This is a genomic window from Spongiibacter taiwanensis, from assembly GCF_023702635.1.
GTDB classification, from domain to species: Bacteria; Pseudomonadota; Gammaproteobacteria; order Pseudomonadales; family Spongiibacteraceae; genus Spongiibacter; species Spongiibacter taiwanensis.
In genome coordinates, this window is the sequence record NZ_CP098455.1 from 892,847 (window position 1) to 913,774 (window position 20,928).

A 20,928-nucleotide genomic window follows, 5' to 3' on the forward strand; every position below is an offset into this window, starting at 1 on the left:
TCAGGGGGCAGGCTCGACACTCAACGCCCGGCGCTGGTCGCTACCGTGACCGTTTGAACCGGGTTCACCGCGACCTTGTCACCCGCGCGCACCTTGCTACCGCCGTCGACAACGATTTGGTCGCCGTCTTCCAGACCGCCGGTAATGTGCCATTCAGCGCCATACATATCCCCCGTGGTGACCTCACGGGAGGTGGCTACCTGATTCTCGTCGACAACCAATACATAGGGCTTGCCGTCACTGGACCGCTGAACCGCCCGCTGGGGAATAAGAATGGCGGCAGGATCCTCGCCCTGGACCACCTGCACCCGAACATACATGCCAGGCAGTAACAAACCATCTGGATTGGGGAATTCGCCGCGCAGGGTCAGTTCGCCCGTGCTGCGATCCACCGTCACATCCGAGAACAGTAACCTGCCCTCTCGGGTTTCATCACTGCCATCCAACTTGAGCGACATGGGTGCCCCTTCGCCGTTGAGGCCCTGATTGGCCAGTTGCGCACGCAGCTTGGTCGCGACTGCAGCGGATTGTTTGATATCGGCGTAAATCGGGTCCATCTGCTGAATCACGGCCAGCGGCGTCGCCTGATCCAGCCCCACCAGGGCGCCCTCAGTCACCAATGCAGCACCAATACGCCCGGAGATGGGCGCAGTAACCGTGGCATGCTCCAGGTCCAACTCAGCGGTTTTCAGGTTGGCCTGAGCCGCCAGCTTCGCTGCCTTGGCGCGTTTCAAGGTGGTCTGGGCGGTATCGAAATCTTGCTGGCTAACGGCCTCGATCTCCACCAATGGCTGGTAGCGGCGCACAACCGATTCGGCGTCGAACAGCGCCGCCTCGGCCTGGGCAAGTTCCGCCTGATAGCGCTGCACCGCCGCCTCAAAGGGAGCCGGGTCAATCCGAAACAGAACCTGACCAGCCTCCACCATCGCCCCTTCACGGAATGCTCTGCTCAGCACAATCCCCGCCACCCGGGCGCGGACCTCGGCAACTCTGACGGGCTCAATACGGCCGGGTAGGTCTCTGGACAGGGCCAGACTGCGGGGGTGAACCGTCATGGTATCCACCGGCGTCGGCGGCGTTGCCCCCTGCGCAGCCACTTGGTCGTTACCACAAGCACTTAACGCCGCCACCAGCGATAGCGAAACGGCAAGCATTACAACGGGAAAACGGGTTTTCATGGCTCAATCCACCTTCTTTCAATTCCTTTACACTCCATATAATTCCATATAAATTTAAATGAATCAATTTAGATTCATTTAAATTTTGTTAATTTCATACTTCAGGTATACTGGCCCTATAACAACATCATGAATCCAAACCGATCCAAAAGTGTGACTAAGGATTCATATAGGAGGAGAGAAATCTATGACCGCTGAACCGGTCTGCGCCGATGAAGCCTTTGTCCGCCAGCTTGCCGCTGCATTTGTCGAGAAACCCCGCGCCAATCTGCAGGAACTAGCCAATGCGGTGGGGGTGAGCAAGGCCACCCTTTATCGTTTTTGCCGAACACGGGAACAGTTGCAAGAGCGCTTGGAAGAGGCCAGCACCCGGGCAGTAGACCGGGTTATCTGTGGTGCCAATCTCGAATCCGCGCCAATTCGCACCGCCCTGCGCAACCTGATCGACAACCATCTGCACCACCGAGAGTTCACCAGCTTTCTGATTCATTACTGGGAACCGGACCTGGAAAACGAGGCCGCCCCGGTCCAGGTGTGGAATGCCGCAATGGATGCGTTTTTTCTGCGAGGACAAAAAGAAGGGGTTTTCCGGATCGATCTGCCCGCCCCCGCCCTTACCGAGCTGCTGGTCACCATTATTTTGGGCATGATAGACGCCGAACGCCGGGGCCGGGTGGCTCGGGGGAATTTGGGTGACGTGATCGAGTCTGCCTTTTTGCAGGGCAGCGCTGCCATTTAGATGGCTGCCGACTCAGCGCCTTAGCCGATCTCTTCGGTAACACGCTATTTAGCCAGAGCACATAACAGAAAAAAGGGCGCCCGAAGGCGCCCTTTTTAAGGCCTCCTGAGGAGGCCCGTTACGGCAGAACACACCCCAACCAGGTCCTGCTATCGCAACACTATCGCGCCATTGATCTGAGGGTGTCTTTAACAGCCGCCATACCGCTATTTGCCACCACTGCCTGGGGGTCGTCATCCCCAAGATCAAAACAGGCCACCAACGCATTCAGCTCCTTGGCCTGGGCCGCTAACTCTTCAGAGGCGCTGGACGATTCCTCAGAATCCGCCGCCGCCCGCTGTACCACTTTATCCATGTTGCGCACCGCCATATTAATCTCATCGATCCCCTTGGCCTGGGACTCACTGGCGGTGTTGATCTCGGTGACGATGCCGGTAACCTTGGTAATCGCCGTCATAATATCCTCCAGACGCCGACTCACCTCACTGGACAGCGCGCCGCCGTCCTCAGCCGACTCGGCGCTCTGGGCGATTAAGGTCTGGGTTTTGTTGGCGGCGTTTTTGGCCCGCAGCGCCAAGTTGCGCACCTCTTCGGCAACCACGGCAAAACTGCGCCCGGCCTCCCCGGCTCGCGCCGCTTCCACCGCGGCATTAAGCGCCAGCAGATTGGTCTGGAAGGCAATCTCGTTAATGTCGTTGATAATATCCTGAGTATCTTTGGCCGCTACTTTGATGCGATCCATGGCCTCCAGCATTTTGCCCATGGTGTCGCTGCCGGCATGGGCCACGTCACGGGTGTTGCTGACCAGCTCCCGAGCGGCCCGAGTGCTTTCCACATTGGCCCTGGTCTGCTCCGACAAATGCACCAGGGCTCTGCCGGTTTGCTCCAGTGATGCCGCCTGCTCCGACGCGCCCAGCGCCACCGAGTGGCTGGTGGCAGCGATCATGCCCGCTGCCGATGACACCTGCTCGGAAGCCACATTGACCTGGCTCAGCGACTCCCGCAATTGGGAGACCGCCGAATTCACATAACTCTTCAGCTCGCCAAAGCGGCCGTTGTAGGCGCCCCTCACCTGACGGTGCATTACATTCTCCGCCACCGCCTGCATCACATCGGCAACCTCATTGATCGGCCCGGTGATCGCATCGAGCATGGCATTGATATTGTCGAGCAGCGCTTTGTTGTCACCATCAAAGCCATCCACCCGGGCACGGTCATCAAGAAAGCCGTCCTGAGCCGCCTCAATAAGGCGCGACACCTGAACCACCGCCTGCTTGCGTTGGGTAATATCACTGGCGTATTTCACCACCTTGAATACCCGACCACTCAGGTCTTTGATGGGGGTGTAGGAAGCCTGAATCCAAATCTCCCGCCCCCCTTTGCCGAAACGTTTGAATTCTCCGATTTGAGCCTCACCCCGAGCCAGTGCCGCCCAAAAATCGCGATACTCCTCTGACTGACCGTAGGCCTTATCGACAAACACCCGGTGATGACGGCCAAGCACCTCGGAGGCGTTGTAGCCCATCGCGCCGAGGAAGTTATCATTGGCGCTTAAAATGGTGCCATCAACTTCGAATTGGATGACCGCCTGACTGGCACTGATGCCCTCTATTTGGCCCTGATAATCGGCATTGCGCAGCTTTTGCTCGGTCACATCTGTCGCGTACTTAACAATTTTAAACACCCGGCCCGACATGTCCTTGATCGGCGTATACGAGGCTTGAATCCACACCTCGGCGCCGCCCTTGGCGAAACGCTTGAATTCACCCAGCTGGGGAATACCCTCAGCCAAATCCAACCAGAATTGCCGATACGCCTGGGACTGGCCGTAGGCGGGGTCAACAAACATCGCATGGTGTTGACCAATCACTTCGTCGGCTCGATAGCCCATGGCTGAGAGGAAGTTGTCATTGGCCTGGAGAATGGTGCCGTCAACCTCAAACTGAATGACTGCCTGACTGGCGCTGATCCCTTCAATCTGGCCTTTGTAATCGGCATTGGTCAGCTTCTGCTGGGTGATATCCGAGGCATACTTAACAATCTTGAAAACCTTGCCGCTATGATCCTTGACCGGTGTATAGGAGGCCCGAATCCAGACCTCACCGCCCGACTTATTCACCCGTTTGAACTCGCCCACTTGCGCCTCGCCCCGGGCCAGGGATTGCCAAAACTGCTTGTACGCTGCTGAGCGCCCGTAGGCCTCTTCAACAAACATGCGGTGGTGTCGACCAACCACCTCCTCGCGCTCATAGCCGAGGGCGGCGAGGAAATTATCATTGGCCGACAGAATCGTGCCGTCTACGTTAAACTGAATCACCGCCTGAGATTGGTTAATGCCGTCGATTTGGCCCTTAAAGTCAGCATAGATTCGCTTCTGTTCAGTGATGTCGCTGGCGTACTTCACCACCTTCACCACCTCGCCGTTCAGTCCTTTAATGGGAGTGTAAGACGCCTGTATCCATACATCCTCGCCCGCTTTGTTGCGACGGCGAAACTCCCCCACCTGAGCCCGGCCACTGGCCAGCAAATTCCAGAACTGCACATACTCCTGGGAATAGCGCTCATCCGGGTCAACAAACATGGAGTGATGCTGGCCTTTGATTTCCTCTATCCGATACCCCATGGCATCGAGAAAATTATCATTGGCGGAGAGAATTTGTCCTTGTGGATCAAACTGAATGACCGCCTGACTCGCGTTGATTCCTTCGATCTGGCCGAGAAAATCCAGGTTCTGACGCTTTTGCGCGGTGATATCTGATGCCACCTTGATAATTCGCGTTACCTGCCCTGCCTTGTTCTTGACCGGACAATAAGACGCCTGAATCCAAAATGTCTCGCCTTGACAGTTCACCCTGCGAAACTCGCCAGACTGTTCCTGCCCCCGGGCGAGGCTCGCCCAAAACGCCTGATACTCAGTCGAGGCCGCGTATTCCGGGTCAACAAACAGGCGATGATGCTTGCCAATCAGAGCCTCAGCCCGGTAGCCGGTCACGGCCAGAAAGTTCGCATTGGCGGAGAGGATATTTCCAGACGGGTCGAATTCAATCACAGCCTGAGACTGGCCGATGGCTGAGAGAGTTTGAAGCAACTGCTCTCGAGAGGGAGATGCGCTGGCCATAATATCGATTAACCCCTGAGTAATCATGCCGCACACGTCGCAGCATAGTAAAATAGTTATATTCTCAGGGAGAATGGACAATCTCTACAGGACTGCCAATACGTATTACTGCGTTGCTGTGTGCGCTAACACCGAAACCCCACCACGCAGTAGTGTTATTACGGCGACACACCAGCAGCAAGCCAGGTTGTAGCGCCCAGGCCCGGCAGGTTTGCCGGACGTGCTCACAGCCAAAACCAGCCAAAAGTTCATCGCTGGCGGGTGAAGGCTAAAGACTGGCGACTTTTTCGATCGTTTGCCGCTGGCAACCGCTCAGCACCAAACGCGACGGGTTGAAGGACACACTGAAGCTATCCACCATTTTCAACACATTCATGCCCAGGATGTTGCGCCGCGCACCCGGCAGCACTGCCGCTTCTACGTTGTGCAATACGCAGCCAGCCCCCAGGTCCAGGCTAGCGATCGAATAAATTGCCACCCGGCGCAGCTGGCCGGAGGCCAATTTGGCGTGAATTTGACGCTGGTATTCGGCTTGGCCTTGGCGCAGCAGCGTATCCATCTGCCCCTCGGTGATCACCAGATAGCCCGAGCCCGTATCAAACAGAAACTCAGTGGGTGCATCGCCGCCAAGCCCGGCATGTAGATAGAGCACATCCGTGTCTTTTTCGTGGAGGGGAATCTCAACCGCAGTCGCCGTCAGCGCACTCAAACAGCACAGCACCCACAAGCAAAGCACCACAGGCGTGCCAAAGTTTTGTCGTCCCAGACCACCCAACCGCCGATTCACACTGGTCACATTTCGCCTCTCTCCCGCCATTGGCGGGCCTAACAGCTGAATTACCCAGTGAATACTGCAAATTTGACGCCAGGGGTGATAAGTAAAATCTATTACCAACTTGAGCGATTTTTCGGAAAAATCGCACTAAACTAACGCATCAACATTGAGATATCGCACCATTTCAGTGCGCACACCAACTAAGCAACGACCTCAGCAACGCTGACTATAGGATCGGTTATGAAACAGCTAAAGAATCTCGGCCTTATTGCCACCGGTGTCCTCATGGCTACCCAAGCCCATGCCAAGCCGCCCTTTCTCACCGCGCTGTCCTATGAGAAAGAGGTGCTCAGCCGCCCGGCCGTTCAGCTGAGTCAACAGGAGGGCGAACGCCGCCTGGATAAGTACCGGCCTTACCTCGGTAACACCCTCCAGGCCGACACCGAAATTGCCGCCTTTGAAGAAGTAAAACACGTCCCCCAGAACGTCCCCCGAAACAAAGGCCGCGTGTATCGCCGGGACCGTATCCAGTAATCCGGCAGCGCGCTTATCCGCGCCGGCCCGCCTCAGGGCTTGATCGGAATGCGCCGGTGTTGCCGGCGCACTTCTGCCATAAAGTCGGACTCGGCGGGCACGGCCAGTTGGCGCACTGCCGTGCGGGCAAACTGCCTGCCCCGAGCCGCACAATCCGGTTCTGCGCAGGTCACCTTAATTTGCATGATTTTGTCCTGTTTCAGAAACAGGTAGGTGTCTCGCGACAGCCGCTGCCCCAGACCGGTGGTGATCTCACCGCGAAACAACAAGCCCTTCATCAGCGGCGCGGCCGCCTCTGGTGACGCAAGGGGCTCAAACAACAGAAAAATCGAATTGCCGTAATCTATCGAGCCCAATAACTGGCTCAGCACCTCATCGGCCTGCTGATGGCGAATTCGCTGCTCCTCTTCAAGCAGAGCCTGCTCCAGATCATTCCAGTCAGTTCTGGCCACCGGATATATTCGCACCTCGTACTGATCAGCAGGATTGTCTCGGTACTCGTAGCGCAGCGTGAGACCCCGATAGGGGCTGGTTGCCTGGACTTTATCAATCAGCGCCCAGGGACCGAGTTGCTTACCTTCTGCGATCAACGACTGGTAGTTACTCGCGTTCATTACCCGATATAAATAAGACTGCGAAAAAATGCCGTCGCGCTCGGCGTCGTTCATAAAGCGGGCCAGTAAATCGTCGACAAAATCCTGGGTGTCATCGCCGGGATAGTAGAGCCGCACCTTGCGATCAAACGCCATATCGTACTCGTAACGACGCAACACTTTGTCGCGCCAGGAGAGGGTCATAACGGCTTTGACATCGTGATGGGTGCTCAGCGGGTAAAGAGTGAAGGTCAGACCCGCGAGATAGGACATCGCAATATCGCGAAATCCCTCTTGGGAATAGTAGGCGGTAGTCACCGATAGCTGGTAGTCGGCGTCTTGGGCGTCATACAACACCGATTTGAACTGCCCCGTCGCATTGAGCCCCCGCCAAAAATGACTCAAATCCAGCATATTCAAACTGCAGTGGTCCACTGCATGGCGGTCGCTATAGTTCAGGCAATCCTTCAGCAAGGCCGGATCGCTAGGGGAGAAGGACACCGACAAGGCAGGAAAAGGTGGCTCCTCAAGCGAGTCTGGCTCTATCACTGACGCACAACCCGTCAGCAGCACCAGGATCAACCCGCCGATAACTGTGCCGACCTGGCAATGTGTTCTGTTTGGCCAATCCATGTAATGCGCGACGACGTCCTGAGTGGCTGGATACTGATTTACCGCTCCTCACTCAGATCACAGAATTTCCGGTAAGTGCCTTGGGCCGGCGCGAGATCGCCCTCAGCACTTCAAGCGGGACGGACTATCCCCTAAAATGCTCCCCCACCACATCGCAATCACCCTGTCCCGGACAACAATCATGGCATCCCTACAAGACCAGCTGCTCAAAGCCGGTATCGTCGATGAGAAAAAGGCCAAAAAGCTCAAGCAAGAACAGCGCAAGGCCGCAAAACAGAACAAGGGCAAGCCCAAAGTTGATGAAGGCAAACTGGCCGCCCAAAAGGCCATGGCAGAAAAGGCCGAGCGAGATCGGGCGCTGGCCCGGCAGCGCAACCTGGAAGCCGAAAAGAAAGCCATTCAGGCTCAGATTGTGCAGCTCATCCAAACTAACCGGGTAGCGCGAAACCAGGGCGAGGTGGCCTACAACTTCACCGATGGCAAGAAGATCAAAAAGCTCTACGTCGACGCCTTGCAGCAAAAGCAGCTCACCAATGGCGTGCTGGCCATCGTCAAACTCGCCGAGCAGTATGAATTGGTCCCCGCCCGGGTGGCGGAAAAAATCCAGCAGCGCGACCCCGACGCCGTACTGGTGCTCAATGCCCCCCAGGCCAACCAGGTGGACGAAGACGACCCCTACGCCGACTACCAGATTCCCGACGATTTAATGTGGTAATGCCCGTCCAAAACAGCCCCTCGGAAATCGATCAGGCCGCGCTGGAAATTCTGCAGCAAAGCTACGGCTACAGCGAATTTCGCGGCCACCAACAGCAGATCATTCGCCAGGTCGCCAGCGGCGGCGACGCCCTGGTGCTCATGCCGACCGGCGGCGGCAAATCTTTGTGCTTTCAGATTCCCGCGCTGCTGCGCGAGGGCTGTGCGGTGGTGGTTTCCCCCCTGATCGCCCTGATGCAAGACCAGGTGGATGCCCTGCGCCAGAACGGCATTCGCGCCGCCTGCCTGAATTCCAGCCTTAGCGGCAGCGAGGCCTTTGCGGTCGAACGGGCGCTGGCCGACGGGCAGCTGGACTTGCTCTATGTCGCCCCGGAGCGGCTGATGATGCCGAGAATGCTGGACCTGCTCGCGCGCAGTACCCTGGCTCTGTTCGCCATCGATGAGGCCCACTGCGTATCCCAATGGGGCCACGACTTTCGCCCGGAGTACATCCAACTTTCCATCCTGCACGAGCGCTTCCCGGACATCCCCCGGATCGCCCTCACCGCCACCGCCGACCGTCGCACCCAGGTCGAGATCATCCAACGCCTGGCCCTGGAAGAGGCCGAGGTGTTCAACAGCGGCTTTGACCGGCCCAATATCCGCTACCGCATTGCCGAGAATCAGGGGAACGCCCGGGAGCAACTGCTGCGCTTTATCCGCAATGAACATGAAGGCGAAGCGGGGATTGTCTACTGCCTGTCGCGCAAGCGGGTGGACGACACCGCCGCCTGGCTCAGCGATAAGGGCCTGGCCGCCCTGCCCTACCATGCCGGGCTCAGCCAGGCCCAGCGCCAACAAAATCAGGCCCGCTTTTTACGGGAAGACGGCATCATTATTGTTGCCACCATCGCCTTTGGTATGGGGATCGACAAACCCGACGTGCGCTTTGTCGCCCACCTGAATCTGCCCAAAAGCATTGAGGCCTACTACCAGGAAACTGGCCGCGCGGGGCGCGACGGTCTGCCCGCCGACGCCTGGATGCTCTACGGCCTGCAGGACGTCATTACGCTCAAGCAGATGCAGGAAAACTCGGAGGCAAACGAGGCCTACAAGCGGGTTGAACGCCACAAACTCGACGCCATGCTCGGCCTATGTGAACTCCACGACTGCCGCCGCCAGGCCCTGCTCGCCTATTTTGATGCCCCCGGCAATGGTCCCTGCGGGAATTGCGACAACTGCCTGACACCCCCTGAGACATGGGATGCCACCGTGGCAGCCCAAAAAGCCCTGTCTTGTGTTTACCGCACCGGCCAGCGCTTCGGCGTCAATTACCTGGTCGATGTCCTACTGGGCAAAGACGATGATCGCATCAGCCAATTTGGCCACCAGCAACTTTCCACCTACGGCATCGGCAAAGAGCTGGGTAACAGTGAGTGGCGCACCCTGTACCGCCAACTGATCGCCCAAGGCCTGCTGCAAGTCGATGTGGAGGGGCACGGCAGTGTGCGTCTCACCGAGCAGGCCCGGCCCGTGCTGAAGGGCGAGACCACCTTGACCTTGCGCAAAATGGCCAAGGTCAGCAAAACCCGTCAGAGCCGCCGCGCCACCTTTAGCAGCAATGTCAGCAATGCCCCCTTGTGGGAGGCTCTGCGCCAAAAGCGCAAAGAGCTGGCCGACGAGCAGGGTGTGCCCGCCTATGTGATTTTCCACGATGCCACCCTGATGGATATGCTCGAACGGGAGCCTCAAACCCTGGAGCAATTCAGTCGGGTATCCGGCGTGGGGCAACGCAAGCTCGACGCCTACGGCGATGCCTTCCTGGACGTCATCCGCGCCCACCAGGGCAGTGCGCCCGCAGGTCCCACTGATTCCGCCGCAGACAGCATTGCCCTGCTCTGCCAAGGGTTAACACCATTGGAGATTGCCCACCGCCGGGACCTGACCATCAGCACGGTATACCGCCACCTCGCCAATGCGATAGCCGAGGGTGAGCTTGAACTGGACGATGTGGTCGAGCTGAATGACGCCGCGCTCAAAGAGATTCGCTTTGCCTTTGAGCACAGCGAAGACGGCCGACTCAAACCGGTATATGAATTTCTCGACGGCGAGTATGACTACGGTGTGCTAGCTTGTGTAAAGGCGGCGCTGTAGCGCGCCTTTCAAAGTCAAATCAATTAATTTATAACTGAATTTATTCAACGGGTCCGCGCATGCCTGTAACACAGTATCTCGCCATCTACTTCTCCAGACCAAGCAGGAGAATCTTACTATTAGTCATTGTGGCGCTACATTTTCTAGTAGGCACCTACGGCTTTCACAGCGAAGTGCATAGTAACGGCGGTGTATTAAGCCTGTCTCTAATGGTCAACGTCACTCAGTTCTTAATTATTCAACTAGCACTACTTTTTTTGTTCTCGTCATCGCTGCGCACCGAAACATCACGTTATTCTCATGACACTGCATTTTTCTTGCGAACATACTCCGAAGAACTTCCGAGATGGCTTTTTCTTACATCGCGGGGCACTACCACCTATGTGCCTACAATTAATCTAACCAAGCACCTACATATCCCGAAGCGAAGTCAATTAGACATCGAGGACCGGAAAGATCTAATTCTTTCTCAAAGTGTTCTGGAGCACTTACCTGACCTCAAAGACCTACCCGGAATTTGCGATGTAGAATTCGAGTTGACTGAAGACACATACCAGCTTCCTTGGTATATAACAGAAAACGGCCTCGACAGAATTTTAAAGCGGTTCAACGCTTCAGAGAAATTTGATTACAATGGCTTAACACTGTCGCTACAACGTATTTGCATAGAAAAAAGCGCTCCTAGGCTCACGTTCAGGCGCTCAAGCTACTACTCGTATCTTGCCACCAACATGCTACCTGAAGTTCCAATATCAGATGGACTTACTTACCGAGAAGTTTTGGAACCGGGCCCAAAATTAAACTCGCTCAAGGTCGCAATTCCTGAAAACCATCTAGGACTTAGCTGCCTATTCGTTACGTCCGACCATTACCTCCTCATACCCATTCGAAGCAAATTTAACAATGTATTCCAGGGTCAGCTTTCGCCTAGTGTCTCTGGTGCAGGAAACATTGGGACCTGTTATTCCGAAAGTGAGGGCATTTACAGTCCACGGGCCTGGTTAGAGAAAGAACTCCAAGAAGAGTTGCCGTTTCTGTGCAATAGCACGCAAACCATCATTCCAACCGACCAAACAGAGCGTAAACATTTTTTAGCCCAGGCTAGATACTTAGGAATGAGCAGAGAATTGCGGCGCTGTGGAAAACCTGAAATTTTCTTTTCCTTGAATTTACCGGCATCAATGCTTCAGATGGCAAATGCTATAGCAGATGATAAATCGGCTCGCGAATTCAAAAGCAGTAAAATCTCTGCTTACTCACCAGATTTTTTCGAAAACGAAAACTACCTACTGATAAAAAGCGATGAAATCTTTAAAAGTCTTTACAGCAAATCACGCAAAAACCGCGTTATGAAAACTCTTTCCCACCCATTAGGCGAGGTACAAAAAATTAACGAGGTATGCATCTCTTTCAAAAACAAAGAATATGTTCTATCGGAATCACTTCTGATAAACCTCATTTTCTTTAAGCTTGCCGGTTTGTGATCTACAAAATCGGGCTTGTATCCGTAAGCAAACCATCCTTAAAAGCCGTCAGGGCGTCGGCGTTTGACCTCAGACCACCGAGCCAGCAAAATCACTGGCATCATCCACAAAATAAGAACGCCGCGATGCCACTTCTGCTTGCCACTCTGCTGTTTGCCTTTGCTCTCTCCAGTCACGCCGATGCCTGCCGGGACCAATTCGTAAAATGCGTCCAACAGACAGGTAACCCAGCCCAATGTCAATCCACGTACCAACATTGTCAGCGCGGCCCGGTACCAGTCGATGCTGCCATGCCGGAGGGCCTGCAGATTCAGGCCAAGCTCGCACCGATAGACGGTCTCAGCAGCGTTGAGCTGTGGGTCGCCAACCCCAGCAAACAGCGGGTAACGCTTCAGGATATGTCGTTTCAAGTCCGCTGCAATAACGGCGAAATGCAAACTGCCGAATTTTCCTTGGCGGCCGAGCTCCCCGCTGAAATGCCTCTCCGACGGGTCGGCTCAACCCAAATCGTCTGCATGCAGCAGGGTGGTGCGGCAGAACTGCTGGACGAAACCACCAGCGAAGCAACAGGGCTGGCATCAGTGGCCAGCGAGATTATTTACTTCTTCCCCTGTGCCAATGGCGAAAGTCGCAGCCTTACACTGACCTACCATCAGCAAGGCAAGGGCTACTATCGCTGGAAATCCTCCAACGGTGTTAGCGGAACGCTCAGCCGCCAAGTGCTCTACCAGGACGACTTCGCCAAACTCGCCTGCGAGCCACTGCAGCCGGCCGAGCCTAGTTATATCAACCAAGCAAAGCGGGAGCTGCAGCAGTTGCTTGAAGGGAACTCGCCCAAGCCTTCCGAGCGCATGAAGGTGAAGTCGGCAGGTGGTGTTCGGGGGTAATCGCTCGCACAGGCCGGACTCCGCACCCGAGCGAATAAAAGCAGGTACCGCTAGTTGGCTTTACTCTCTTGCCACCCCGGGTTTAGCTCTGTGATACAAATGCCGCGGCACCCCGCCCCGCTACTACACCGCTGGCAAAGCAGGCCGTGAGCAAATATCCGCCGGTGGGGGCCTCCCAATCCAGCATCTCGCCCGCGCAAAATACGCCGGGTAAGGCCTTCAACATCAGCCTGGCATCGACGGCATCCAAGCGCACCCCGCCACCAGTGCTAATCGCCTCATCGATCGGTCTAGGGCTATTCAAGGTTTGTGGCAAGGCTTTAACGCGCTCAGACAGGCTGGCCAAATCGGCCATCTGCGCTTTGTCGGTCAGCGCCTTTAGTAGACCCAATTTGGCGCCGCTCAGTCGCCACTGTTTGCGCAGCACATTGCCGATGGAGTCCCGGCTTGCGCGCTTGAGCAGGGCCTGGCGTAACTCCTCAGAACTGCGATCAGGAAATAAATCCCAGTGGATTGTGCAGGCACCATTCTGGTTGATGATGTCGCGAATGCCCGCCGATGCCGCGTACATCAGACTGCCCTCCAGGCCGTAGTGGGAAACCAGCGCATCGCCCCGGCGCTGCCATGTTCGCCCATCGGCAAGCGACATGCTCAGGCTAATATTCTTCAAAGGCCGACCAAAATAGTCGGCCATGAGTGCCGGCCAGGAATAGTTGAATCCGCAATTCGCCGCTTGCAATGGCGTGCATTCAACCCCCTTTTCAGCCAGCGTCGGTAACCACTTACCATCTGACCCCAGCTTCGCCCAGCTGCCGCCACCACAGGCCAGAATTACCGCATCGGCCCGGTCACTAAACTGGCCCTCGGGTCCCGCCAACAACAGCTCGCCCGCACTGGTCCAGCCCCCCCAGCGATGGCGGGTCAGAATGGTAAGGCCCTGAGCGCGCAGCCGCTGCAACCAGCGGCGCAGCAAAGGCGCGGCCTTTTTCTCTGTGGGGAAAATTCGGCCCGAACTGCCGACAAAGGTTTCTACTCCCAGCGCAGCGCACCAATCGAGAAGGTGATCGCGGCCGAAGGTGTCTAACCACCTCTCTGTCGCCGTACTGGCGGCGCCGAAACGCCCGCGAAAGGCAGCCATCGGTTCCGCATGACTAATATTGAGACCGCCGATCCCAGCGCGGAGCAATTTGCGCCCCACCGACGGCATCGCCTCATAAAGCGTCACTTCGATTCCGGCGGCGAGCAATTGCTCCGCTGCCATCAGCCCGGCCGGGCCGCCGCCAATAACGATGGCGCGCTTAACGGTGGTATCGTTTGTCGCGGCGGACATTAGTCTTTCAGCAGAAACTGGGCGCGGGCATTGGCAATGGGTTTTTCCTCTCGGTCCTGCCAGGCAGTCACGCTGACATTAACCATCCGCTGGCCGAGGTAGTTGACCTTACAGCGAACGTAGGTATTTTTGAAACCACCGGCCCGCAGGTAATCCACGCTGATATCAATCACCCTGGGCACACGTGATGTACCGGTACGACGCAGCACCGACACGATGGCCGACATCTCCATAAAACCGGCAATGGCGCCGCCATGCAGGGCAGGAAAGCTGGGATTACCGATATTGGACTGCTTGGGCGGCAACTGATAACAGCCGGGTTCGGCCAATACCAACATGCCGAGGGTATTGACATAAGGTATCCGCTGAACAAAGTCCATCAAGACTTGGTCCTTACACAAGTCCACTGTGTTCGGGTCAAACTCGGCGACGGTATCCAGATAAGCCGGGCGCGGGCGCTTGCCGCTCTCCGCCAGCTCAAAAACCTCTCTCACCCCGTTGAAAGCGCCAGGTCCAAGATTGAAGAAATTTCCGGTGGCGTGGGCAATGGGACGTTCCGGGTCGCCGTGGTGGGCCACAGCCCGGGTAAAAAAGACAAATTCGGTCGATCGGTACACTTCCGCCTCGGCAATCACCTGCTCTCCCGGCGTGGCGGGACGCATGTAGTCGATGCGCAGATCAATGGTGGGGGTAAAGCCCAAACTCTCGAGCTGGGTTCCGGCGGCAAATCCGGCAGTAGTATCAAGCAGACTCGTGATCGGCCCGCCGTGAATAATCCCCGTTTCCGGATCGCCGATAATCGCCGGGCTGTAGTCCATGCTCCCACGCACGTACTTGTCGGCGAGATCGTCAATTTTGATCCCCACCGTCAAGAAATGATCACCCTCGTTGGTGCTGGTCATCACTTGATTGAAGCGGAGTAATTCATCCAAATTCACAGCCATGAAATAACCTCTCTGCTTTGCGGCGCCCATATTACCCCAGGCATCATTCCCGGTGCGAACCCGATCGCGGCGATGACGAACTATCTACGTAAACGAGCCAGGCGAGCTATTGTTTACAGCGAACACATATACCGATAAGCTGCTGGACGATTATCGAAGTGAGCCTAAGAGAGTCATGTCCATGATGGGATTTGAACAGATCATTGCCAGCGTTAAACCGCGCGAGCAAACCAGCGCCGATGAGACCCTGTTTGACTGTGCGGTCGATGCCAGCTGGTTGCAGGGCCGCACGGTGTTTGGCGGTCTGAGCGCAGCCTTGCTAACTAAAGCACTGAGCGAAGGCCTGCCAATGGACCGTCGTTTGCGCTCATTGTCAGTCAATTTTGTCGGCCCGACCCCGGCCAGCGGGCTTGATATTGCCTCCCGCCCCCTGCGCGATGGTGGGTCAGTTAGCCACCGTTACGGCGAAATTCGCGATGGCGATAGCGTCACCGCAAATGCCACCGCCGCCTTTTGCAAGGACCGGCCAAGCACGATTTCCGAACCGAGCCCCACCCGGCCCTCAGTAGCAGCTGTGCAAGATTGCCCTGCCCTTCCCTGGATCGAGGGCATCACCCCCAACTTCACTCAGCACTTTGAGATGCGCCTCGCCAGTGGGGGCTGGCCCTTTGCCAACGCCGCTACTAGCGACTACGCCATGTGGATTCGATTCCGCGAACCGGGCGCCATTGATCTGTTCAGTCTGATCGCCATTGCCGATGTGCCGCCCATACCGGGTTTAAACCGGCTGGCCAAACCGTCGAATGGCAGCTCGTTAAGCTGGTACCTGGAGTGTCCCAGTGCCTTACCCGCGCAGCAAAGGGACGACTGGTGGCTGGTAGATTATCGCTGCCAAAGCGCCAGTCATGGCTACTTTCACAATCACGCCCTGGTGTGGGCACCGGATGGCCAACTGGCGCTCATCAGCCGCCAACTGGCCACCGTGTTCGAAAAATAACGTTTGCGGTCAGGCGGCGCCCTGGGCCTCCAAACGTTCGATGCGAATGCCGGTGCCATTGAGTTTGGGGACCCGGGTCAGGGGGTCATAATCCTTGTTGGACACCAGCAGGTTGCGGTTCACGCCGCCCACCGCTTCGCTGTTGGCCTGACGCGGGTTATAGGTATTACCGCCCCAGCCATGAACCATCACCGCCACACCGGGTCGCAAGCGGTCACTCACTTTCAGGCGCGCCCGTAAGGCGTTTACCGCCGAACTGACAGTGACCCACTCGCCATCGTTTAAGCCAAGCTCACGGGCATCCTCGTCACATACCTCAATCACATCGCCTTCCGGGTTCTTCATCGACTGTACCGAGCCCTGCACCATCCAAGAATTCATCATCTGTTTGCGCCGGCGACTGATCATTTGCAGTGGGTAGACCGCCCGATCAGCCCGCTCCACAGGGCTGGCCAACAGTGATTGCAAATGCCCCATCAGCGCGTCGGGCATGACCTGCACCTTGCCGGACTCGGTATCGAGGTTATCCAGAAAGTAGTCGTAATCCGGCTGCTCATTCAGGGCAAGACCGTGGGGGCTTCTTTCGATATCCCGGTAAGCCACCCGCCCCGCCTTCTTGTACATGGTCTGCACGACGGTCTTCGGGCTAAAGCCATCATAGGGGTTGCCGGTGATTTTCGCTTTCAAAGAAAGCCCCTTCACCAACCAGTTCAGTATGGGCTTGCCCATCAGGAAAGGCTTGTTCATTGCCAGGGCCAAGTCCCGGAAGAACTCCCATTCGTAGGGCACCCCGGCGGGTTTATCAACTACCGGTCGCTGCATCTGTACTCGCGTTGAGGCACTCAGCTCCTGAATAAGGGCTGACACCTCGTTGAGCTCCAGGAAGCTGGGCACCGGCATCAGCCAATGGGCATGGCGGTGGCTCTCCCGCTGAAAGCTGTCGACGGCAATCAGGCACTCAAGCCCGGCCAACGCCTGATCGAGCTTGTCGCCCTCGGGACCGCTGATTACCGGGTTGCCGCCTTGAATGATGAACGCTTTCAGTTGACCTTCGCCCGGCGTGGTCAGCTCCGTTTGCAACTCCGTTACCGGCAGGAAGCCTGCCACCGAAGGCGCCTTGTTTACCCGGCTCACCCGATGAGCCTTGGGGAAAAATTCGCTGCCATTGGCCACCAGGTCCAGAGCGCCGCGAATATGATACAGGCCGCCGCGACGACGGAGATTGCCGGTGATCAGATTCAGCAAATGGGACAACCAAACTCCCACCGACCCGGTGCTGCTCTGGCCCACACCAGTGTGGGCCAGGCAAATACCACTGCCTTTACTGAACTCCCGTGCGAGTTTTTCAATCGCGCTCACCGGCACATCACAGCGCCGCCCCAGCTCGATCAAATCCTGACCGGCCAATAAAGCTATAAGCTCATCAAAGCGGTCACAGTCTGCCGCGGCGGCCGGGTCATACCAGCGGTTTTTGGCAATGACATGCAGCACTGCCAATAGCAGCGCCCAGTCGGTATTGGGCAGCGGAGCAATATGCTGATCGGCTTTGCTGGCCGATTCGGTGCGGCGGGGGTCTACCACAAAGATTTTGCCGCCCCGGGCGCGCATGGCCTCAGCCTTTTTCCAGCCCTCGGTGACCGAGAACAGCCAGGCAAATTCGCTAATCGCCGGATTTGCGCCCACCAACAGCAGACAATCGGTGTTTTCAATATCGGCCTGCAGAATCGTCCAGGGCAGGTTGTACATCTCCTCACACACATAGTGGAGGGCATTTTCATCCAGCGAGCCGACAAAATAACGGCTGTCAGTGCCGATGGCATCGAGCAATAAACTCAAAAAGACAAAGCCGCCAAAGTTACTCGCCCCCGGATTGCCGGTGTAGGAGCCCACCGCGTTGGCACCGTGGCGATCAATAATGTCATTCAACTGGGCGGCAATTTCCTTGACCGCCTGTTTGTAAGGCACCGGCACATAGCGATCACCCACCCGCTTCATTGGCTGGGTGATTCGCGCCGGATGGGTCAGTGCCTTGTAGGCCTGGCCGCCCTTCACACAAAAGTCCCGCCAGGCTGGCGACTCCTTGTCGGGCTCAATTTTGATGACCTGATTATCTTCACTGGTGACTTTCAGGCCGCAGCCAGAAATACAGATATTGCAGTTGGTGTAGGTAACCCGTTGCGTCATGAGAACTCTCCGGGGACCCGGCGCGATGGCGGATGTCCCATTTAATATTATTTGTATCGTTATATAACCAAGCCCCAGTTAATCACATTGATCAGAGTTTCAATAGCCCCGATGGAGATGAGAGTTCAGTATAACGAGATACAATCAGGCCTGGGAGGCGAGCAGTGCCAGCAATAACTCAGCGGTAGCCAGCGCATCAACGGCAGCGTTGTGAGGTGGATAGTCAGGTAGATGGAAGGCGCGGCGGCAGGCGCCCAGCCGCAGCTCCCCCGGTGCAATCGGCTGCTGGCGGCGGTTCAAGCGGCGGCGCTGCCAAACCAGCGTATCTATATGAGGCATTAACAACGGCGCACCGAATTGGCGCCGGCAACCGGCATTCAAAAAGGCCAAATCCAGCTGCCCGCCGTGAAATACCAGCACCCGCCCCGCCGCCACCTCGAAAAACGCAGCCAATGCGGCCTCCAGGTTGATTGCCCCCACCAAGTCACAGTCACGCAGCGCATGAAAAGCCGCGCTATCACCCACGCTTTGCCGGGGCTTAACCAGTAGATGTCGGCCTTCACCCGGATAGGCCGCCCCAGCCCTCACCGGTACCCAGGCGATACTGAGAACCTCGTCGTCAGCCGGGCGTAAGCCTGTGGTCTCCAGATCCACGGCCAAAAAGTCACGGCTCCTTTTCCCGCTGAGCGGTGAAGCCTGCCACAGCATCCGCAGAGCGCTATCGGCTCGACCGGCATAGCGCCAGCGCGCAAAGGCAATCCCTGCGCGCTGGGCCATGGCGTCCAAATTCATGCCAGCCCTTGCAAATAATGGAGCCGCACCGAGGCCTGGGCATCGTGGATTACCCCAAACGCGCCACGCAGGTTGTGGCGCGATAATCGCGAAAGCCTGCTGGGGTCACAATAATTGTGGACGTTTTCGCCGCCGCTCACCTGGTCGGCCTGCAGCTCAATGCGCAGGCGGGAAATTACCCGGTAGGCCTCCGCCAGACCGTCGGCATCAGCGGGGTGCATATGCCCGAACGCTTTAAGTGCGGCCAAGCGATCCAGCGTACCCAGAGCGGTCAACCCGGCGCTCAGCGCCCGCAGGCGAACCACTTCGACAAACGGGAGGACACCGCGTTTTTTCAGGTTGAACTGATCACGATGCTCGCCATTGCGCTCAACCACAAACCGTCGCAGCAATCCCAGCGGCGGTGAGCTTTCCAGTACGTTGCGCGCCAGTGCCGCCTGAAAAATACTGTTGGATTTGGCATGGGTCAGCATATGGTGCTGGACCGCACGGCTGAGGGAGGTGTCACCCCAAATGCCGCGCAGGTCAAAGAAAATACTCACCCGCATCACCGCCGCCGGTGTAGGTGTGGTCATCCACTGGTCCACCGTTGCCTGCCATTGGCTCAAGCGCTGACACCATTGGGGATTGCTCGCCATCACCTCGCCGGGGCAAAACACATAACCGCAGGCGTCTAGCCCCTCGCAGACCCACTGGGCCAGCGAAGCGAACCAGGGCAGATCTGTCTCGGCCACTGCATCATCTATCACCAGACCGTTATCCTGGTCGCCACCGAGCAGCTGCTCACCCCTGGCCTGGGAGCCAAAACTCAGCCAGCAAAACGCGCCGGGAGGCGGCCCAAGGCGCTCTATACCCAATTCGATCAAGCGCCGGGTTGTGGCCTCGCTGACCATATTGCTCAACCGGCCAATGTGCTCGGCGGGCAGCCCGCCCCGGACCCAATGAACAAACAAGCGAGGTAAGCCGCCAAGCATTTGCCGCAAGCCCGAGACATCTTGTTGCCGCCCCAAATGCTGAACAAAGAACACCGGGTCTTCCTCCCGGGCCAGAAACACATCCGAGGCGGTAATCATGCCCAGCGCCTTGCCCTGATGCGCAATGGGCAAGTGATGAATGCCGCGCTGACTCATCAACAGGGTTGCATCAAACAGGGTGTGTTCCGGTGTCAGGGTGAGCGGTGCGGGCGTCATGATGCTCTGCACAGACTGATCACTGCTGCCGCCCTCGGCAACCAGACGGCTGCGAATATCCCGGTCTGTGACGATCCCCACCAGCTTTTCCGAGGCACTTACCACCAACGCGGAGGACACCCGCCGCTCCGTCATTAACCTGGCGGCATCAGCAACCCGCTGCTCGGGTGCGACGGTAACCAGATCCCGGCTCATCCAGCGCTGCAATGGCTGGAGCAATAAATGCAGTCCATCAGCATTGGACGCCGGGACCTTCGCTTCGAGTGCTAGCAGGCCCTCCAGCTGGGGAAACTGCCGGCGCAGCGCCAAACTGGCATCCTCTGGAAGCAGATAAATCAGGCAGTCTTCGGCGACCTTCGCCAGACATTGGTTTCTTTCCTTACCGAGCAAGGGCAGCGTGAAGCTGTCGCCGGCATCCAAGCGCTGACAAAGCTGCCCATCAACAAAAATGTCCACCAGACCGCTGCGCAGGGTGTATATCCCGGGCGGGGTTGTTTCAATATCAAATCGGTGAGGGGCGGGAAAATAACGGACCGCCATATGGCGGGCAACGTCATCGCGTGTTTGACCTGGCAGCCCCTCAAAAATCAGGCAGTGGTCGAGAAAGTCCCGGACAACATCGAGCTCTGGATTGCCTATTGTGGTCATCACCCGCCCCGCGTCTCCCAGCTCTCTGTATTGGTTACGAATTAATGCCTCTTGA

At 57.0% G+C, this 20,928-nt stretch carries 16 protein-coding genes; 7 read left to right on the forward strand and 9 right to left on the reverse strand.

Translation table 11 applies throughout. The annotated features are described in order from the left end of the window. Window positions 1-20 precede the first annotated feature (20 nt). Entirely contained in the window at window positions 21-1,178 is a 1,158-nt protein-coding gene (locus NCG89_RS04250; protein ID WP_285236391.1) for an efflux RND transporter periplasmic adaptor subunit, read from the reverse strand. Window positions 1,179-1,365: 187 nt separating this feature from the next. Here NCG89_RS04250 and NCG89_RS04255 point away from each other — a divergent pair, with 187 nt between their 5' ends. Next, window positions 1,366-1,917, forward strand: coding sequence for a TetR/AcrR family transcriptional regulator (locus NCG89_RS04255; protein ID WP_251088529.1), 552 nt, complete (start codon window positions 1,366-1,368; stop codon window positions 1,915-1,917). Window positions 1,918-2,077: 160 nt separating this feature from the next. Here the strand turns inward: NCG89_RS04255 and NCG89_RS04260 are convergent, their stop codons facing one another. Then, window positions 2,078-5,035 (reverse strand): methyl-accepting chemotaxis protein, encoded by a 2,958-nt coding sequence (locus NCG89_RS04260; RefSeq protein WP_251088530.1) that lies wholly within the window; start codon window positions 5,033-5,035, stop codon window positions 2,078-2,080. 268 nt (window positions 5,036-5,303) lie between these two features. Beyond that, the gene (locus NCG89_RS04265; RefSeq protein WP_251088531.1) at window positions 5,304-5,831 is read right to left on the reverse strand and encodes a retropepsin-like aspartic protease; all 528 of its coding nucleotides are present in this window, start codon (window positions 5,829-5,831) and stop codon (window positions 5,304-5,306) included. A 219-nt stretch (window positions 5,832-6,050) separates the two neighbouring features. Between NCG89_RS04265 and NCG89_RS04270 the strand changes: the two genes are divergently transcribed. Then, entirely contained in the window at window positions 6,051-6,344 is a 294-nt protein-coding gene (locus NCG89_RS04270) for a hypothetical protein (protein WP_251088532.1), read from the forward strand. A 32-nt stretch (window positions 6,345-6,376) separates the two neighbouring features. On the opposite strand, the gene NCG89_RS04275 is transcribed toward NCG89_RS04270, so the two are convergent. Beyond that, complete coding sequence (locus NCG89_RS04275) at window positions 6,377-7,570, reverse strand: hypothetical protein (protein WP_251088533.1); 1,194 nt, start codon at window positions 7,568-7,570, stop codon at window positions 6,377-6,379. A 181-nt stretch (window positions 7,571-7,751) separates the two neighbouring features. Between NCG89_RS04275 and NCG89_RS04280 the strand changes: the two genes are divergently transcribed. From NCG89_RS04280 to NCG89_RS04300, 4 genes are all read left to right on the forward strand, one after another. Beyond that, window positions 7,752-8,285, forward strand: coding sequence for a DUF2058 domain-containing protein (locus NCG89_RS04280; RefSeq protein WP_251088534.1), 534 nt, complete (start codon window positions 7,752-7,754; stop codon window positions 8,283-8,285). Next, on the forward strand, window positions 8,285-10,417 hold the full coding sequence (gene recQ / locus NCG89_RS04285) for a DNA helicase RecQ (protein ID WP_349631925.1): 2,133 nt from the start codon (window positions 8,285-8,287) through the stop codon (window positions 10,415-10,417). The genes NCG89_RS04280 and recQ overlap by 1 nt, the downstream gene beginning before the upstream one ends. A gap of 59 nt (window positions 10,418-10,476) precedes the next feature. After that, window positions 10,477-11,901, forward strand: coding sequence for a hypothetical protein (locus NCG89_RS04295; RefSeq protein ID WP_251088535.1), 1,425 nt, complete (start codon window positions 10,477-10,479; stop codon window positions 11,899-11,901). 125 nt (window positions 11,902-12,026) lie between these two features. Then, window positions 12,027-12,788 (forward strand): hypothetical protein, encoded by a 762-nt coding sequence (locus NCG89_RS04300; RefSeq protein WP_251088536.1) that lies wholly within the window; start codon window positions 12,027-12,029, stop codon window positions 12,786-12,788. A gap of 82 nt (window positions 12,789-12,870) precedes the next feature. Here the strand turns inward: NCG89_RS04300 and NCG89_RS04305 are convergent, their stop codons facing one another. Next, the gene (locus tag NCG89_RS04305) at window positions 12,871-14,118 is read right to left on the reverse strand and encodes a BaiN/RdsA family NAD(P)/FAD-dependent oxidoreductase (RefSeq protein WP_251088537.1); all 1,248 of its coding nucleotides are present in this window, start codon (window positions 14,116-14,118) and stop codon (window positions 12,871-12,873) included. Continuing rightward, the gene (locus tag NCG89_RS04310; protein ID WP_251088538.1) at window positions 14,118-15,062 is read right to left on the reverse strand and encodes a PaaI family thioesterase; all 945 of its coding nucleotides are present in this window, start codon (window positions 15,060-15,062) and stop codon (window positions 14,118-14,120) included. The genes NCG89_RS04305 and NCG89_RS04310 overlap by 1 nt, the downstream gene beginning before the upstream one ends. Before the next feature lie 181 nt (window positions 15,063-15,243). On the opposite strand from NCG89_RS04310, the gene NCG89_RS04315 reads away from it, so the two are divergent. Then, window positions 15,244-16,059 (forward strand): acyl-CoA thioesterase, encoded by an 816-nt coding sequence (locus NCG89_RS04315; RefSeq protein ID WP_251088539.1) that lies wholly within the window; start codon window positions 15,244-15,246, stop codon window positions 16,057-16,059. Between the two features lie 9 nt (window positions 16,060-16,068). On the opposite strand, the gene NCG89_RS04320 is transcribed toward NCG89_RS04315, so the two are convergent. The 3 genes from NCG89_RS04320 to NCG89_RS04330 all read right to left on the reverse strand — a co-directional run bounded on the left by NCG89_RS04320 (window position 16,069) and on the right by NCG89_RS04330 (window position 20,873). Further along, window positions 16,069-18,243 (reverse strand): molybdopterin-containing oxidoreductase family protein, encoded by a 2,175-nt coding sequence (locus NCG89_RS04320; protein WP_251088540.1) that lies wholly within the window; start codon window positions 18,241-18,243, stop codon window positions 16,069-16,071. 144 nt (window positions 18,244-18,387) lie between these two features. After that, window positions 18,388-19,035 (reverse strand): 3'-5' exonuclease, encoded by a 648-nt coding sequence (locus NCG89_RS04325; RefSeq protein WP_251088541.1) that lies wholly within the window; start codon window positions 19,033-19,035, stop codon window positions 18,388-18,390. Then, window positions 19,032-20,873 carry a DUF294 nucleotidyltransferase-like domain-containing protein gene (locus NCG89_RS04330; RefSeq protein WP_251089336.1) on the reverse strand — a complete coding sequence of 614 codons (1,842 nt, stop codon included), beginning with the start codon at window positions 20,871-20,873 and terminating at the stop codon, window positions 19,032-19,034. The genes NCG89_RS04325 and NCG89_RS04330 overlap by 4 nt, the downstream gene beginning before the upstream one ends. Window positions 20,874-20,928 lie beyond the last annotated feature (55 nt).

Excerpts from the sequence above, each read along its gene's own strand:
- NCG89_RS04300 (WP_251088536.1), top strand. The coding sequence starts at position 12,027 with ATGCCACTTCTGCTTGCCACTCTGCTGTTTGCCTTTGCTCTCTCCAGT.
- recQ (WP_349631925.1), top strand. The coding sequence starts at position 8,285 with ATGCCCGTCCAAAACAGCCCCTCGGAAATCGATCAGGCCGCGCTGGAA.
- NCG89_RS04275 (WP_251088533.1), bottom strand. The coding sequence starts at position 7,570 with ATGGATTGGCCAAACAGAACACATTGCCAGGTCGGCACAGTTATCGGC.
- NCG89_RS04310 (WP_251088538.1), bottom strand. The coding sequence starts at position 15,062 with ATGGCTGTGAATTTGGATGAATTACTCCGCTTCAATCAAGTGATGACC.
- NCG89_RS04305 (WP_251088537.1), bottom strand. The coding sequence starts at position 14,118 with ATGTCCGCCGCGACAAACGATACCACCGTTAAGCGCGCCATCGTTATT.
- NCG89_RS04270 (WP_251088532.1), top strand. The coding sequence starts at position 6,051 with ATGAAACAGCTAAAGAATCTCGGCCTTATTGCCACCGGTGTCCTCATG.
- NCG89_RS04280 (WP_251088534.1), top strand. The coding sequence starts at position 7,752 with ATGGCATCCCTACAAGACCAGCTGCTCAAAGCCGGTATCGTCGATGAG.
- NCG89_RS04250 (WP_285236391.1), bottom strand. The coding sequence starts at position 1,178 with ATGAAAACCCGTTTTCCCGTTGTAATGCTTGCCGTTTCGCTATCGCTG.
- NCG89_RS04260 (WP_251088530.1), bottom strand. The coding sequence starts at position 5,035 with ATGGCCAGCGCATCTCCCTCTCGAGAGCAGTTGCTTCAAACTCTCTCA.
- NCG89_RS04255 (WP_251088529.1), top strand. The coding sequence starts at position 1,366 with ATGACCGCTGAACCGGTCTGCGCCGATGAAGCCTTTGTCCGCCAGCTT.
- NCG89_RS04295 (WP_251088535.1), top strand. The coding sequence starts at position 10,477 with ATGCCTGTAACACAGTATCTCGCCATCTACTTCTCCAGACCAAGCAGG.
- NCG89_RS04325 (WP_251088541.1), bottom strand. The coding sequence starts at position 19,035 with ATGAATTTGGACGCCATGGCCCAGCGCGCAGGGATTGCCTTTGCGCGC.
- NCG89_RS04320 (WP_251088540.1), bottom strand. The coding sequence starts at position 18,243 with ATGACGCAACGGGTTACCTACACCAACTGCAATATCTGTATTTCTGGC.
- NCG89_RS04315 (WP_251088539.1), top strand. The coding sequence starts at position 15,244 with ATGATGGGATTTGAACAGATCATTGCCAGCGTTAAACCGCGCGAGCAA.
- NCG89_RS04330 (WP_251089336.1), bottom strand. The coding sequence starts at position 20,873 with ATGACCACAATAGGCAATCCAGAGCTCGATGTTGTCCGGGACTTTCTC.